Here is a 15,834-nt window from a genome sequence, read left to right as displayed (position 1 = left end):
ACCCAAAAATCGAGTTGAGTTGAGCCGGTACGCAGCGAGGCGAAGCCGGACCTGATGGAGAATCTCTATGTTGAAGTTGGCGCGACAGCAAATCCTGCTGGGACAATCGGTGACGACCAAGGCGGACGCCATCGCCCTGCTGGCAAGCAAACTGACCGACGCCGGTCTGGTTGAAGCAGGTTACGTGGACGGCATGCTGGCGCGGGAAGCGCAGCACGCCACCTATCTTGGCAGCGGTATCGCCATTCCCCACGGCACCACGGACACCCGTCATCTGGTGAAGAGCACCGGCGTCATGGTGGCCCAGTTCCCCCACGGCATCGAGTGGGACGAGGGGCAGATTGCCTACGTCGCCATCGGCATCGCCGCCAAGTCCGATGAGCACCTGGGGATCTTGCGCCAGCTCACCCACGTGCTGGGTGACGAGCAGGCCGCAGCCCAGCTCAAGGGGGCGACCGACGAAGAGACCATCATCAATATCCTGACTGGCGCGACTGGCGCCAAAGAGGTGCAATACCTGACCCTGGCGGACTTCCCGGCCGACGACCAGGACCAGTTGCTGCTGGGGGCTGCGGCCCGCGCCAAATCCGCAGGCTGGGGAGACGCAGCCATGGTGAGCGCCCTCCTGGCCAGTCAGCCTGTTCACCTGGGGGAGGGCATCTGGCTGGCCCGTGCGCAAGCGGCCCAGACCGGTTGGGTGCTGGCCACCCCGAGCACCCCGCTGAACGTCGGTGAATTGCCGGTCAGCGCCCTGCTGCTGCTGTGTGCCGCAGATAGCGGCCATTTGCCGCAACTCGAGAATCTGGCCAAGCTGGCCGCAGCCGGCCAGCTGGCCACCCTCTCTGGCAGCGACGGTCTTGCCATGTTGCAGGCGGGTCCGGCGAGCGGGCTTTCCGAGACCTTCACCATCATCAACCCTCACGGTCTGCACGCCCGTCCGGGCGCCATGCTGGTCAAGGTGGCCAAGGAGTATGAATCCGACATCCGCGTCGCCAACCTCGATGGCAGCGGTGAAGCCGTCTCTGCCAAGAGCCTGATGAAGGTGATCGGGCTTGGGGTCAAGTGCGGTCATCGTCTGGCGTTTCGCGCCGAAGGAGCGGATGCCGAAGCAGCCCTCAAGGGCATTGGCGAAGCCATTGCCGCCGGCTTGGGCGAGGGGGCGCACTGATGGACATCGTCACCATCACCCTCAACCCCGCGCTCGATCTCACCACCCGTCTGGAGGCCATGCACCCTGGCGAGGTCAATCTGGTGAGCGAGGCCAACTTGCGCGCCGCGGGCAAGGGGATCAACGTCGCCATGGTCTTGAAAGATCTCGGCCGTGACGTAGGCCTGACCGGCTGGCTCGGTGAGGGCAACCAGCAGAGCTTCGTCTCCCTGTTCGAGGAACGTGCCCTTGCCGATCACTTCGTGCGCGTGGCGGGCGACACCCGGATCAACGTCAAGATCTCCGAACAATCCGGCCGGGTGACCGATCTCAATCTGCCGGGACTCGCCGTGCAGGAAGGCGATGTCAGCGCCCTGGAAGCGGCGCTGGAGCGACTGGCTCCCCACACCGACTGGTTCGTGCTGGCGGGCAGCCTGCCCAAAGGGGTGTCCCCCGATTACTGTGGCCATCTGATCCGCCTGCTCAAGGCCAAGGGCAAGCAGGTGATCTTCGATTGCAGCGGCGCGGCGTTGAGCGAAGGGATCAAGGCGGCGCCGACCCTGGTCAAACCCAACCTGGAAGAGCTGAGCCAGTGGGCCGGTCGTCCCGTGAAGACCCTGAGCGAGCAGGCCGAGTGCGCCCGCGCGCTGCAGGCAAGCGGGATCCCCAACGTGGTGATCTCCAATGGTGCCGACGGCCTCATCTGGTTTGCACCGGATGCCACCTGGCAGGCGATTCCGCCGCGCATGGAGGTGGTCAGCACCGTGGGTGCCGGCGACTCCCTGGTGGCGGGCCTGGTCCATGGCATGAGCCTGGACTGGACGCCGGAGCAGACCCTGCGTCTGGCCACCGCCGTCTCGGCACTGGCGGTGAGCCAGGTCGCGGTCGGCTTCAACGATATCAATGTGCTCAAACCGTTACTCGAGCAGGTGCGCGTACAGCGTCTGGATGATCTGGCACCGACTCAACCCCAACCCCATTTGATGGCTAACTCAGGAGATGCCCAATGAAAGCAATTCTGGTTACGGCTTGCCCGGCGGGCATTGCCACCAGCTTTCTCGCTGCAAAACGGATAGAACAGCAGGCCAAACTGGCTGGCTGGGAGCTCACCCTCGACGTCGACTCCAGCGTGCAGCCCCGTCAGGTCCCCTCGAAAGAGCTGATTGCCGCCGCCGACCTGGTGCTGGTCGTTGCCAGCGCACCGGTGGATCTGGCCGCCTATGACGGCAAGTCGCTCTATCGGGGCGACATGGATCTGGCGCTCCAGGATCCCGCTGCCCTGCTGGAAGCCGCGCGAAGCGGTGCCAGCGTCTATCGCCATGAGGCGGCACCTGCCGTTGCCAAACCGACCAGCGGTGCCAAGCGCATCGTGGCGGTGACGGCCTGTCCGACCGGGGTGGCCCACACCTTCATGTCGGCCGAGGCCCTGGAGACCATGGCCAAGCAGCTGGGTCACCAGATCCGCGTCGAAACCCAGGGCTCGGTCGGTGCCCAGAATGCCTTGACGGCGGACGAGATTGCCGCCGCCGATCTGGTGTTCCTCGCCACTGACATCGAGGTGGACATGGCGCGCTTTGACGGCAAGCCGGTCTATCGCACCAGCACGGGGGCTGCCCTGAAGAAAACCCGGGCCGAGCTCGACAAGGCCTGGACCGAGGCGAAGATCTATCGCCACAGCGGCGCGGCTGCGGTCAAGAAAGAGGAAAAGGCGGGCCCCTACAAGCACCTGCTGACCGGTGTCTCCTTCATGTTGCCCATGGTGGTGGCGGGGGGCCTTATCATCGCGCTCTCCTTCATCTTCGGCATTGAAGCGTTCAAGGAAGAGGGGACGCTGGCCGCGGCCCTGATGAAGATAGGTGGCGGCTCCGCCTTCGCCTTGATGATCCCGGTGCTGGCAGGCTACATCGCCTACTCCATCGCCGACCGTCCGGGTCTGGCGCCCGGCATGATCGCCGGTATGCTGGCAAGCTCGCTCGGCGCCGGTTTCCTTGGCGGCATCGTCGGCGGCTTCCTCGCCGGTTACAGCGCCAAGTTCCTGAGCGACAAGGTGCGCCTGCCGGTCACCCTGGAAGCCCTCAAGCCCATCCTCATCATTCCGCTCTTTGCCAGCCTGTTCACCGGTCTGGTGATGATCTACGTGGTGGGTGGCCCGGTGGCGGGCATCATGAACGCCATGACCGAGTTCCTCAACAACATGGGCTCTGCCAACGCGGTGCTGCTGGGTGTCATCATCGGCGCCATGATGTGCTTCGACATGGGTGGCCCGGTCAACAAGGCGGCTTATGCTTTCGGTGTCGGCCTGCTCGCCTCCAAGACCTATGCCCCCATGGCAGCGGTCATGGCCGCCGGCATGGTGCCTGCACTGGGGATGGGGATCGCGACCTTCCTGGCCAGCAGAAAGTTCATCAAGGCGGAGCAGGAAGCGGGCAAGGCCTCCTTCGTGCTGGGTCTGTGCTTCATCTCCGAGGGGGCCATCCCGTTTGCCGCCAAGGACCCCATGCGCGTCATCCCGGCCTGCATGGCGGGCGGCGCCCTGACCGGTGCGCTCTCCATGCTGTTCGGCTGCGAGCTGGTGGCACCCCACGGCGGTCTGTTCGTGCTCTTCATCCCGAACGCCATCAGCCATGTGATGATGTACATCCTGGCGATCGCGGCCGGTTCTCTGGTGACCGGGGTGGCCTACGCCATGCTCAAGCGTGGCGAGGAGCAGGCCAAGCTGGCGACTGCCTGAGGACGTCACGGCGTGACACACCCTTCATGACAAGGCGGCCCTGGGGCCGCCTTTCTTGTTGAGGGGAGGGGCAAAGGGGGATTTAAAAATCCCAGCCCGGCGGGGGCGGCGGATCGGCCGCCTCTGCGGCCTGCGCCTTGCGGCGAGCGGCCTCGACCCTGGCCTTGCGGCTGCGGCACAGACGCATCACCTCCTGCTGCTGGGCAGGGGTCATGGCAAGCCAGTTGAAACGCTCCTCGCGGCTTCGCAGGCATCCCTTGCAATACCCCTTGTTGTTCAGTTCGCAGACCCCGACACAGGGGCTCTGGAGCGGGAAGATTTCGAGCTGTTCCATCCATGACCTCTCACACCTTGTCACCTTGTTATAACCCAGAAGATCACGGCAGGAGAAATCCGTCGTCAGGGGCGTGAAGGCGTTTGCTTTCCCCGGGCAATTTTGGCATCTTCCCCGCCGTGCAAGACACTCGGTGTTATATGAGGACATATGAATAGACATGCGTACTGGTTGGCCGCCGCCGTGGTGGGGCTGGCCGGTTGTGCGGGCAACCCTGAACCGGTCAAGGTGCCCCAGAAGAAGGCGGAATCCGGATGTTTTCTGAACTGCGAGATCCCTGTGAATCTGGGCAAGCAGTATCTGGATGGTGCCCTGCCGGGGGATCTGGTGCGGGTGGAGCGGGTCAACAGCCGCGCCCGCGCCGATTACAGCAAGTTCGGTCCCCAGAGCCGGCTGGTGATGGAACGCTCCGGCCGTATGGCGAGCCGCTATGGGGAGCTCTACCGTCAACTCTCACGCTGGGTCGCCAATGGGGGCAATCCCGCCCATATCACCCAGTACGGTATCAGCCTGGCCCAGCTTGGCGGTGCCGACCGCATGGGCAACGTGCTCTTCACCGGCTACTACTCGCCAGTGCTGGAGGTGCGCCATCGCCCGGACGCCCAGTACAAGTATCCCATCTATGCCATGCCCAACTGCGGCGGTCGCTGCCCGAGCCGGGCCGAGATCCACCGGGGGGCGCTGGCCAACCGGGGGCTGGAGCTGGGCTACAGCAAATCCCTCATCGACAACTTCCTGATGGACGTGCAGGGTTCCGGCTTCGTTCACTACGGCGATGACGACCGGTTGCAGTACCTCGGCTACAGCGGCAAGAACGGCCACGGCTATGTCAGCATTGGCCGGGTGCTCATCGACCGTGGCGAAGTGCCCAAGGAGCAGATGTCCATGAAGGCCATCAAGGAGTGGGCCAATCGTCAGCCGGAAGAGAGCGTGAAGGAGCTGGTGGAGCAGAACCCCTCCTATGTCTTCTTCGAGCGCCGTCCCACCAACGACGTGGTGGGGGCCGCCGGCATTCCGCTCTTGCCGATGGCGGCGGTGGCTGCCGACAAGACTCTGCTGCCCATGGGCACCCCTATCCTCGCGGAAGTACCGCTGCTGGACAAAGCAGGCAACTGGACCGGCAAGCACCAGCTGCGGCTGCTGATTGCGCTGGATGTGGGGGGCGCGGTGAAGAAGGGCCACCTCGATCTCTACCACGGTATGGGTGAGAAGGCCGGTGTCGCGGCCGGTCACTACAAGCACTTTGGCCGGGTCTGGAAGCTGGGTCTGCACCACGGGCCGACCGCCGCCCCCTGGTTGTAACGCCCCCGGGTTGTAATGTAAGAGGGTCATGGCCCCTCATTTCCCTCAAGAGACGGGACATTCCCATGAAAAAAGCCGCCGGAGCAATCCGGCGGCTTTTTGTTTGCGGGGCAGATCTGGCGACAAGGGCCGTCAGCCCTTTCGGATATCGAGCTTGATGGCGCCCACCGGCTGACAGCAGCAGGGGAGGCACTCCCCCTGGGAGACAAAGGCGAGCGGGACGGCGGCGTAGTGCACCTTGCCCGCCAGCAGCGGGGTGCGGCAGGCGCCGCAATAGCCGCTGCGGCACTGGAACTCCACGTGATGGCCGTGGCGCTCCAGGGTCTCCAGCACGCTTTCGCCGGGATGGGGGTGCAGCACACCGTCCAGGGTCTGTACCTGGGGGGCTTGCCCCTCCGGCGCCGTGGTGGCGGTATGCAGGGGCGAGTTCAGGGTGGCGGTGGCGTCACTCACGGACGTCGCTCTCCCGCATCATGGCCTGCCAGCAGAGGTCGCCTAGCATCACAGCTCGAAGTCACCCAGATCGTCGGCGTGCACTTCACTGTCTATCTGACCCACCAGATAGGAGCTTACTTCCACTTCCTGGGGCGCCACCTGCACGTTGTCGGAGGAGAGCCAGGTGTTGATCCAGGGGATGGGGTTCTGCTTGGTGCCGGCAAAGGCCGGTTGCAGGCCGACGGCCGCCATGCGCAGGTTGGTGATGTATTCCACGTACTGGCAGAGGATGTCCTTGTTCAGGCCGATCATGGAGCCATCCTGGAACAGGTACTCGGCCCACTCCTTCTCCTGCAGGGCTGCTTCCTTGAACAGCTCGAAGCAGGCCTGCTCGCACTCGACGGCGATCTCCGCCATGTCGGGGTCGTCGTTGCCGCTGCGCATCAGGTTCAGCATGTGCTGGGTGCCGGTCAGGTGCAGCGCTTCGTCACGGGCGATCATCTTGATGATCTTGGCATTGCCTTCCATCAGCTCGCGCTCGGCGAAGGCGAAGGAGCAGGCGAAGCTCACGTAGAAGCGGATTGCTTCGAGGGCGTTGACGCTCATCAGGCACAGGTAGAGCTTCTTCTTGAGCTCCCGAAGGCTGATGGTGACTTCGCGATCCCCGATCCGGTGGGTCCCCTCACCGTGCAGGTGATAGACGGAGGTGGCCTCGATGAGATCGTCATAGAAGTGGCTGATGGAGCCGGCGCGCTTCAAGATCTGCTCGTTGGTCACGATGTCGTCGAACACCTGGCCCGGGTTGTTGACGATGTTGCGGATGATGTGGGTGTAGGAGCGAGAGTGGATGGTCTCGGAGAAGGCCCAGGTCTCGATCCAGGTCTCCAGCTCCGGGATGGAGACCAGGGGCAGCAGGGCCACGTTGGGGCTGCGGCCCTGAATGGAATCCAGCAGGGTCTGGTACTTCAAGTTGGAGATGAAGATGTGCTGCTCGTGGGGCGGCAGAGCCTGGAAGTCGATGCGGTCGTGGGAGACATCCACCTCTTCCGGGCGCCAGAAGAAGGAGAGCTGCTTCTCGATCAGCCGCTCGAAGATATCGTGCTTTTGCTGATCATAACGGGCCACGTTGACCGACTGGCCGAAGAACATCGGCTCCTTGAGCTGATCGTTTTGGGTCTGGCAAAAAGTAGAGTAAGCCATGGTTCGAATGCCGTGAAATAGGGAAAACAGGAGGGCGGGAGCTTGATGCTCCCGCCCGGTTTATCAGTGCGTTTCGCGGTTAGATCTTGCAAGCCCCGCCAGCGCAGCCGTCATCTTGCAGATCGGTCTGGGTGTCGTCGGCACCATCACGGGTGTTGTGATAGTAGAGGGTCTTGAGACCGTATTTGTAGGCGGTCAGCAAGTCTTTGAGCAACTGCTTCATCGGCACCTTGTTGCCTTCGAAGCGGGCCGGGTCGTAGTTGGTGTTGGCGGAGATCGCCTGATCCACGAACTTCTGCATGATGCCGACCAGCTGCAGGTAACCGTCGACGCTCGGCTGTTTCCAGAGCAGCTCGTACTGATCCTTGAGGCGATGATACTCCGGCACCACCTGCTTGAGGATGCCATCCTTGGAGGCTTTCACCGACACCAGGCCGCGGGGCGGCTCGATGCCGTTGGTGGCGTTGGAGATCTGGCTGGAGGTCTCGCTCGGCATCAGGGCGGTCAGGGTGGAGTTGCGCAGACCCACGGTCTTGATCTCTTCGCGCAAGGTTTCCCAGTCCAGGTGCAGGGGCTCATTGCACAGGGTGTCCAGATCCTTTTTATAGGTATCGATGGGCAGGATACCCTGGGCATAGGTGGTCTCGTTGAAGGCCGGGCAGGGGCCGAACTCGCGGGCCAGTTGCACGGAGGCCTTCAGCAGGTAGTACTGGATCGCCTCGAAGGTGCGGTGGGTCAGGGCCAGACCGGAACCATCGGAGTAGCGGGCACCGTTTTTCGCCAGGTAGTAGGCGTAGTTGATGACGCCGATCCCCAGGGTGCGGCGGTTCATGCTGCCCTTCTTGGCGGCCTTGAGCGGGTAGTCCTGATAGTCGAGCAGGGCGTCCAGAGCGCGCACGGCGAGATCCGCCATCTCTTCCAGATCTTCCAGCTTCTCGATGGCGCCCAGGTTGAAGGCGGAGAGAGTGCACAGGGCAATCTCGCCGTCCTCGTCATCCACGTTGTTGAGCGGCTTGGTGGGCAGCGCAATCTCGAGGCAGAGGTTGGACTGGCGCACCGGTGCCACGGAGGGGTCGAACGGGCTGTGGGTGTTGCAGTGATCCACGTTCTGGATGTAGATGCGACCGGTACCGGCGCGCTCCTGCATCATCAGGGAGAAGAGATCCACCGCCTTCAGGGTCTTCTTGCGAATGGCCGGATCCTGCTCGTACTTGACGTAGAGCTCTTCAAACTTGTCCTGGTCCGCGAAGAAGGCGTCATAGAGGCCGGGTGCATCGGACGGGGAGAACAGAGTGATGTCGCCGCCCTTGATGAGGCGCTGGTACATCAGCTTGTTGATCTGCACGCCGTAGTCCATGTGACGGACCCGGTTTTCTTCCACGCCGCGGTTGTTCTTCAGTACCAGCAGGCTCTCCACCTCGGTGTGCCACAGCGGGTAGAACAGGGTGGCAGCACCGCCGCGCACGCCGCCCTGGGAGCAGCACTTCACCGCCGTCTGGAAGTATTTGTAGAAGGGGATGCAGCCGGTGTGGAAGGCTTCGCCGCCACGGATGGGGCTGCCCAGACCACGGATGCGACCAGCGTTGATGCCGATGCCGGCGCGCTGGGAAACATAGCGCACGATGGCGCTGGCGGTGGCATTGATGGAATCCAGGCTGTCGTCACACTCGATCAGCACGCAGGAACTGAACTGGCGGGTCGGGGTGCGCACGCCGCTCATGATCGGGGTCGGCAGGGAGATCTTGAAGGTCGAGACCGCATCATAGAAGCGCTTGATGTAGTCCAGACGGGTATCTTTCGGATACTTGGAGAAGAGGCAGGCCGCTACCAGGATGTAGAGGAACTGCGGGCTCTCGTAGATCTCGCCGGTGACGCGGTTCTGTACCAGGTACTTGCCTTCGAGCTGCTTGACCGCCGCGTAGGAGAAGTCCATGTCGCGCCAGTGATCGAGGTAGCCGTTCAGTTCCTCAAATTCCGCCTGGGTGTAGTCTTCCAGCAGGTGCTTGTCGTACTTGCCCATGTCCACCAGTCTGGCGACGTGCTGATACAGGTGGGGCGGCTCGAACTGGCCGTAGGCCTTCTTGCGCAGGTGGAAGATGGCCAGACGGGCAGCCATGTACTGGTAGTCCGGGCTTTGCTCGGAGATGAGGTCAGCAGCAGCCTTGATGATGGTCTCGTGGATGTCGGCGGTACGGATACCGTCATAGAACTGGATGTGGGACTTGAGCTCCACCTGGGAGACCGACACGTTGTCGAGCTTCTCGGCAGCCCAGTCGAGCACACGGTGAATTTTATCCAGATCGATGGGTTCTTTGTGTCCGTTACGCTTCGTCACAAACAAGTTCATTGGCTGATGACCCCTTTCATTGATACCTGCCGGTATCGGTTGATTCCCGAAAAGCCATCGCACAATGGCGCAACCCGGCTCCGTCTGTCGAGGGAAACTGGGCAGGGATTGTGCGATGAATCACAAGATGTAGTGTTATTTTTAATGCGAACTACAAGATAGTGAGGTCGATGCGGTAATGCAATCTGTGGATAACGCATTAGCTGTGGATAAATTGTGGGTGTCGGGACGGGAGTTAGTGGACGCTCACAGCGAACGGGTTTTCATCCGTCCGATCCGTCAAATGCAAGTCCGGCGATCGAAGATGGAAAATTAAAATAACTTTTTTTGCTTGCGAAAGCAGGGTGTTTTTACTAGCAAATCCGGCCTGCTCATCCCTTGTGCAGTCAGGGTCAAAAGGTGTCCTGTTACGCCGTTCGGGGGGTTGCCAAGCCCGTAAAAAGAAGGATCGTCCGGGATCCCTCTGGTGCGCTGCGGGGGGATCTGCGCGTCGGGGCAGATGTCCGCACTGCCATCGGAACATCATCAAAGTTGCCCCGCAGATCCACCTCTATCCGGATGCCTTGTCGGTCATGGGCATGGACGTCAGCTCAGCTCGTAGCGAAGCCAGTGGTGCAGGGCCTGCACGGTATCAAAGTGAAGATCGGCGCCCCAGAGGGCGGGATCCTCGTCATCATTGAGATAACCCCAGCCAGCCACCGCGGTACGCATGCCGGCATTGCGGCCAGCCTCGATGTCGCGCACGTGATCCCCTACATAGAGACACTGGCTCGCCGCGATGCCGAGCCGCTCGCAGGCAAAGAACATGGGGGCTGGGTCGGGCTTGCGCACCGGCAGGGTGTCGGCGCTCACCGTCACGCCGCAACTGGCGAGTTCAGGCAGGGCTGCCAGGAGCGGTTCGGTGAGAAAACCCGGCTTGTTGGTGACAATGCCCCAGGGCAGCTTTTTCTCGTCGAGCCACTCGATGAGATCCACCATGCCTTCATAGGGGCGGGTGCCGACGCAGAGGTTGGCGGCGTAGTAGTCGAGCAGGGCGGTGCGAAGGCGGGTGGCCCCCAGCTCCTCCAGCAGCTCGTCCCCAAGACCTGCCCTGAGCAGCCCGAGGGCCCCGTGGGAGGTGGTCTGACGGATGATGTCCTCAGAGAGCGGGGCAAAGCCTTCGCTTATCAGCACGTGATTGACGGCGGCGCCAAGGTCTGGGGCGGTGTCGAGCAGGGTGCCGTCCAGATCAAACAGCACGCAGCCAAGGGGCATCGGGTGAGGTGTGCTCATCAGCCTTGCTCCGGGCGCTCGAACGCCACCATGTAGTTGACGTCGACATTCTTGCCGAGCTTGAAGCTGTTGGAGAGCGGGGCGTAGTGAACGCCGCTCATGTCCCGCACCAGGAGGCCCGCCGCTTCCCCCATGCGACACAGTTCGGCGGGGGTGATGAACTTCTTGTGATCGTGAGTGCCCTTGGGGACCATCTTCATCAGGTACTCGGCCCCGAGGATCATCATCAGATAGGCTTTGGGGTTGCGGTTGATGGTGGAGACGAACACCTTTCCCCCCGGCCGTACCAGGGTGGCGATGGCGCGCAGCACCGAGGCCGGGTCCGGCACGTGCTCCAGCATCTCCATGCAGGTAACCACGTCATACTGGCCAGGCGCTTCATCGGCGTGGGCTTCGGCGGTGATCTGGCGGTACTCGAGCTCCACACCTTGTTCCAGCGCGTGGAGGCGGGCGACGCCGAGGGGTTCCTTGCCCATGTCGATGCCGGTGACCCGGGCCCCCCGGCGGGCCATGCTCTCGGAGAGGATGCCGCCACCGCAGCCGATGTCGAGCACGCGCTTGCCAAACAGGCCGCCGCTCTTGTCGGTGATCCAGTCAAGGCGCACCGGGTTGATTTGATGCAGCGGCTTGAATTCGCCCTCCATGTCCCACCAGCGGGAGGCGATGGCTTCAAATTTGGCGATTTCTGTCAGATCGACATTGGCATCACTATTCATGTTTTGATGATCCTGTGGCAAGGCGCGCAGCGGGCTGGGCGCGCGCAATCTATTGTCCTGGCGCGCATTATAACGGACCGACCTCGTCGCACCAGCCCGATGTGCTCATCGGATTTGTGGCTTAATGTATTTGGCTCAGTGTGTTACCATGTCGCGCTGTTTAAGCCAAAGAACAACTAATTAGGGATTAAGGCTTTCTATGAGCGATCTGGCCAGAGAGATCACGCCGGTCAACATCGAAGAAGAGCTCAAGAGTTCCTATCTGGATTACGCCATGAGCGTGATCGTAGGACGAGCTCTGCCGGATGTGCGTGATGGCTTGAAACCGGTTCACCGCCGCGTTCTGTATGCAATGAACGAGCTGGGGAACGACTGGAACAAGCCCTATAAAAAATCGGCCCGTGTGGTCGGTGACGTAATCGGTAAATATCACCCGCATGGCGACATCGCCGTGTATGACACCATCGTCCGGATGGCGCAGGATTTCTCCATGCGCTACATGCTGGTCGACGGTCAGGGCAACTTCGGTTCGGTGGACGGCGACAACGCCGCGGCCATGCGTTACACCGAAGTGCGGATGGCGCGCATCTCCCACGAGCTGCTGGCCGATCTGGACAAAGAGACCGTGGACTGGGTGCCGAACTACGACGGTACCGAGATGATCCCGGCTGTCATGCCCACCAAGGTCCCCACCTTGCTGGTCAACGGCTCCTCCGGTATCGCGGTGGGCATGGCGACCAACATCCCGCCTCACAACCTCACCGAGATTGTCAACGGTTGCCTGGCGCTGATCGAAAACGGCGACCTCACCATTGACGAGCTGATGACCCATGTCACCGGCCCGGATTTCCCCACCGGCGGCATCATCAACGGCCGTTCCGGCATCGTGCAGGCGTACCGTACCGGTCGCGGCTCCGTCTATGTGCGGGCCAAGGCTGAAGTGGAGGTGGACGAGAAGACCAGTCGCGAGACCATCATCGTCCACGAGATCCCCTATCAGGTGAACAAGGCTCGCCTGATCGAGAAGATCGCCGAGCTGGTCAAAGAGAAGAAAATCGAGGGCATCAGCGCCCTGCGCGATGAGTCTGACAAAGACGGCATGCGCATCGTCATCGAGATCAAGCGCGGCGAGTCCGGCGAGATTGTGCTGAACAATCTCTACAAGCACACCCAGATGCAGACCACGTTCGGCATCAACATGGTGGCGCTGGACAACAACCAGCCCAAGGTGATGAACCTCAAAGAGATCCTGGATGCGTTCCTGCTGCACCGCCGTGAAGTGGTGACCCGCCGGACCGTGTTCGAACTGCGCAAGGCGCGGGATCGGGCGCACATCCTGGAAGGGTTGGCGGTGGCATTGGCCAACATCGACCCCATCATCGAGCTCATTCGCCACAGTGCGACCCCGGCGGATGCGAAAGCCGCCCTGGTAGCCAAGGGCTGGGAGCTCGGCAACGTGGCCGCCATGCTGGAAAAAGCGGGCGACGACGCGGCTCGCCCCGAGTGGCTGGAGCCGGAGTTCGGCATCCGTGAAGGGCAGTACTTCCTGACCGAGATCCAGGCCCAGGCCATCCTTGACCTGCGTCTGCACAAGCTGACCGGCCTCGAGCACGAGAAGATCCTGGAAGAGTACCAATCTCTGCTGGATCTCATCGCCGAGCTGCTGCACATCCTGGCAAGCCCGGAACGCCTGATGGAAGTGATCCGTGACGAGCTGCTGGCCGTGCGCGAGCAGTACGGCGACGAGCGTCGCACCGAGATCAGCATGTCCAGCGCCGAGATCAACATCGAAGATCTGATCACCCCGGAAGACGTGGTCGTTACCTTGTCTCACCAGGGCTATGTGAAGTATCAGCCGCTCTCCGACTACGAGGCCCAGCGCCGCGGTGGTCGTGGCAAGTCGGCCACCCGGATCAAGGAAGAGGACTTTGTGGAGCGTCTGCTGGTGGCCAACACCCACGACACCATTCTGTGCTTCTCCACCCGTGGCAAGGTCTACTGGCTCAAGGTGTATCAGCTACCGGAAGCGTCCCGTGGCGCCCGCGGTCGTCCGATCATCAACCTGCTGCCGCTGGATGAGGGTGAGCGCATCACCGCCATCCTGCCGGTGAAAGAATATGACGCCGACAAGTACGTCTTCTTCGCCACCGCCAACGGCACCGTGAAGAAGACCAGCCTGTCCGACTTCAGCCGTCCGCTCTCCTCCGGTATCCGCGCCATCAACCTCAAAGAGGGTGATGAGCTGATCGGGGTGGACATCACCGATGGCAGCAACGAGATCATGCTCTTCTCCGATGCGGGCAAGGTGGTTCGCTTCGCGGAAGGCAGCGGTCGCGCCGATGCCGATGCCACTGACGAAGTCGACACCGATGACGACGCCGGCAACGACGATGACGGCAGCGACAACGGCGAAGGCACCGAAAGCAAGGGCACCTTCAAGGGCGTACGTCCCATGGGTCGTACCGCTGCCGGCGTGCGCGGTATCAAGCTGGGCGCCGGTGACAAGGTGGTCTCCCTCATCGTGCCCCGTGGTGATGGTGCCATCCTCACCGCCACCGAGAACGGTTACGGCAAGCGCACCGCGCTGGACGAGTACCCGACCAAGAGCCGTGGTACCCAGGGCGTCATCTCCATCAAGGTGGATGAGCGCAACGGCAAGGTGATCGATGCGATCCAGGTCGAAGATACCGACCAGATCATGCTGATTACCAACGGCGGTACCCTGGTTCGTACCCGGGTGTCCGAGGTGAGCGTCATCGGCCGCAACACCGGCGGTGTGCGTCTGATCCGTACCGGTGAAGACGAGACCGTAGTCGGTCTGCAGCGCGTTGCCGAGAGCGACGAAGAGGAAACCGAGGCCCTGGCTGTTGAAGGGGAGGTGTCTGAAGGCACCGACACCGCAGCGGACGCTGGCGCCGTCGATACCGGGGAGGCGGGCGACGAGTAATCGTCCCCCTTTGTCCGGTGCAAAAGAGCGACCTTGATGGTCGCTCTTTTTTTGTCCGCCTCACCGCAGGCTCTCCCCGTCCCTGTGCTTGCCCTGGCGCCCTCTTTTCTGCTGCCAGGCTCCGTCTGCCGTGCATGCAGCCCTGCCTGCCACGGCGTCATCTTCCTGATATGCAGGGTTGGTCCCATCGCATCAACACGATTCCTTCACTCGACTGTCATGGCCCTGTCATGACGGCCAGCCATGCTGCCTGCGTTGAATGAGGCCACCACAGAGGCAGGCATCGCTTGCCAGGAGCACTGTAATGACGAGCTGGGTAATGTGGGAGATCTGGTGGAGCCGGATGTGGGGAGGGCAGGAGAAGGCACGCCTTAGGGTGGATGAGGAGGAGGTGGCGCACGAGCCATCACGCCTGCCTGCGGAGCTGATTGCACAGCGCCACCCAGCGGGGAGCTGCCCGCCGAGACCACGGGGCTGACGGCGCTCAGAATAGACGCAACTGCTCGCCCGGGCGGATGAAGGCGGCCGTATTGAGTGCTATATGGCGCTTGCCCAGTTGCAGCCGCCTGCTGATCAGGCGAAAGCGCTGGGCGAGCAGGTCGGCAAACTGTCCTTCACCTCGCATGCGGCTGCCAAAGGTGGCGCTGTTGAGTGCGCCACCCCGGCTTGCCCGCAGCTGGTTGAGGATCGCCTCTTTCTGGCCGGGATAGTGCGTATCGAGCCAGTCGCAAAAGAGGGTGGTGAGCTCGTGGGGCAATCGCAGCAAGATGTAATCCGCACAGCCCGCCCCGGCGTCGACGGCGGCCTTGATGATCTGTTCCAGTTCAGGCTCGTTGAGCCTGGGGATCATGGGGGCTGCGAGCACGCCGACCGGCACACCGGCCTTGGCCAGTCGTTCGATCACCTTGATCCGCCCAACCCCCGTGCTGGCCCTGGGCTCCAGCTGTCGCCTCAGCGTCTCATTGAGGGTGGTGACCGACACCATCACCTGGCATAACCCTTCTCGGGCCAGCTCCGTCAGCAGATCGAGGTCGCGCAGGATCATGGCGCTCTTGGTGATGAGCCCTACCGGATGGCGATGAACCAGCATCACCGTCAAGAGTTCATGAGTCAGGCGATAGTGGTGCTCGATGGGTTGATAGGGATCGGTATTGGCCCCCAGCACGATGGTTTGTGGCTGATAGGCTGGCTTGGCAAACTCCCGTCGCAGCAGCTCGGCAGCATTGATTTTGGCAAACAGCTTGCTCTCGAAATCCAGCCCGGGGGAGAGCTCAAGGTAGGCGTGGCTGGGTCTGGCATAGCAGTAGATGCAGCCATCTTAAATGCGAAAGGGGACTCCCTCCGACGTAGGTGGGAGGGGAATTTCGCCGGGGCGTCAGCCCCGCTGGTTTTGAATGTATTGC

Annotated in this window: 12 protein-coding genes and 1 pseudogene; 6 read left to right on the top strand and 7 right to left on the bottom strand. The window is 62.2% G+C overall.

The features are described 5' to 3' along the window. The first annotated feature begins 67 nt into the window (after nt 1-67). From fruB to fruA, 3 genes are read left to right on the top strand one after another with little or no spacing between them, the layout of a single operon-like run. The gene (gene fruB / locus AB5Y64_RS00810) at nt 68-1,168 is read left to right on the top strand and encodes a fused PTS fructose transporter subunit IIA/HPr protein (protein ID WP_042017120.1); all 1,101 of its coding nucleotides are present in this window, start codon (nt 68-70) and stop codon (nt 1,166-1,168) included. Next, nucleotides 1,168-2,157, top strand: coding sequence for a 1-phosphofructokinase (gene pfkB, locus AB5Y64_RS00805; protein WP_049636760.1), 990 nt, complete (start codon nt 1,168-1,170; stop codon nt 2,155-2,157). Before fruB ends, pfkB begins: the two co-directional genes overlap by 1 nt. Beyond that, complete coding sequence (gene fruA, locus AB5Y64_RS00800; protein ID WP_368203054.1) at nt 2,154-3,878, top strand: PTS fructose transporter subunit IIBC; 1,725 nt, start codon at nt 2,154-2,156, stop codon at nt 3,876-3,878. Before pfkB ends, fruA begins: the two co-directional genes overlap by 4 nt. A gap of 82 nt (nt 3,879-3,960) precedes the next feature. Here the strand turns inward: fruA and AB5Y64_RS00795 are convergent, their stop codons facing one another. Then, nucleotides 3,961-4,212, bottom strand: coding sequence for a DUF1289 domain-containing protein (locus AB5Y64_RS00795; RefSeq protein WP_039040754.1), 252 nt, complete (start codon nt 4,210-4,212; stop codon nt 3,961-3,963). A 150-nt stretch (nt 4,213-4,362) separates the two neighbouring features. Between AB5Y64_RS00795 and mltA the strand changes: the two genes are divergently transcribed. After that, nucleotides 4,363-5,514 carry a murein transglycosylase A gene (mltA, locus tag AB5Y64_RS00790; protein ID WP_052816227.1) on the top strand — a complete coding sequence of 384 codons (1,152 nt, stop codon included), beginning with the start codon at nt 4,363-4,365 and terminating at the stop codon, nt 5,512-5,514. Nucleotides 5,515-5,646: 132 nt separating this feature from the next. Here mltA and yfaE read toward each other — a convergent pair whose 3' ends face one another. From yfaE to ubiG, 5 genes are all read right to left on the bottom strand, one after another. Beyond that, nucleotides 5,647-5,946 carry a class I ribonucleotide reductase maintenance protein YfaE gene (yfaE, locus tag AB5Y64_RS00785; protein ID WP_270804653.1) on the bottom strand — a complete coding sequence of 100 codons (300 nt, stop codon included), beginning with the start codon at nt 5,944-5,946 and terminating at the stop codon, nt 5,647-5,649. Between the two features lie 69 nt (nt 5,947-6,015). Next, nucleotides 6,016-7,149, bottom strand: coding sequence for a class Ia ribonucleoside-diphosphate reductase subunit beta (nrdB, locus tag AB5Y64_RS00780; RefSeq protein WP_010674816.1), 1,134 nt, complete (start codon nt 7,147-7,149; stop codon nt 6,016-6,018). A gap of 79 nt (nt 7,150-7,228) precedes the next feature. Then, nucleotides 7,229-9,496 carry a class 1a ribonucleoside-diphosphate reductase subunit alpha gene (gene nrdA, locus AB5Y64_RS00775; RefSeq protein WP_171865704.1) on the bottom strand — a complete coding sequence of 756 codons (2,268 nt, stop codon included), beginning with the start codon at nt 9,494-9,496 and terminating at the stop codon, nt 7,229-7,231. A gap of 585 nt (nt 9,497-10,081) precedes the next feature. Next, nucleotides 10,082-10,768 (bottom strand): HAD family hydrolase, encoded by a 687-nt coding sequence (locus tag AB5Y64_RS00770; RefSeq protein WP_041211454.1) that lies wholly within the window; start codon nt 10,766-10,768, stop codon nt 10,082-10,084. After that, complete coding sequence (gene ubiG / locus AB5Y64_RS00765; RefSeq protein ID WP_041211453.1) at nt 10,768-11,484, bottom strand: bifunctional 2-polyprenyl-6-hydroxyphenol methylase/3-demethylubiquinol 3-O-methyltransferase UbiG; 717 nt, start codon at nt 11,482-11,484, stop codon at nt 10,768-10,770. Before ubiG ends, AB5Y64_RS00770 begins: the two co-directional genes overlap by 1 nt. A 199-nt stretch (nt 11,485-11,683) precedes the next feature. Between ubiG and gyrA the strand changes: the two genes are divergently transcribed. Beyond that, nucleotides 11,684-14,431, top strand: a complete 2,748-nt coding sequence (gene gyrA, locus AB5Y64_RS00760) for a DNA topoisomerase (ATP-hydrolyzing) subunit A (RefSeq protein ID WP_041211452.1) — start codon at nt 11,684-11,686, stop codon at nt 14,429-14,431. 304 nt (nt 14,432-14,735) lie between these two features. Continuing rightward, nucleotides 14,736-14,909: a hypothetical protein gene (locus AB5Y64_RS00755; protein WP_164882096.1), complete on the top strand. Its 174-nt coding sequence runs from the start codon at nt 14,736-14,738 to the stop codon at nt 14,907-14,909. Nucleotides 14,910-14,915: 6 nt separating this feature from the next. Here AB5Y64_RS00755 and AB5Y64_RS00750 read toward each other — a convergent pair. Further along, nucleotides 14,916-15,746, bottom strand: a pseudogene (locus AB5Y64_RS00750) (PA0069 family radical SAM protein); the annotation flags it as partial. Nucleotides 15,747-15,834: the final 88 nt, after the last annotated feature.

The organism is Aeromonas sp. R5-1 (assembly GCF_040908265.1).
GTDB lineage: Bacteria > Pseudomonadota > Gammaproteobacteria > Enterobacterales > Aeromonadaceae > Aeromonas > Aeromonas caviae.
Note: the sequence above shows the minus strand (reverse complement) of the source record. Positions and strands in the feature narration are given on the sequence as shown.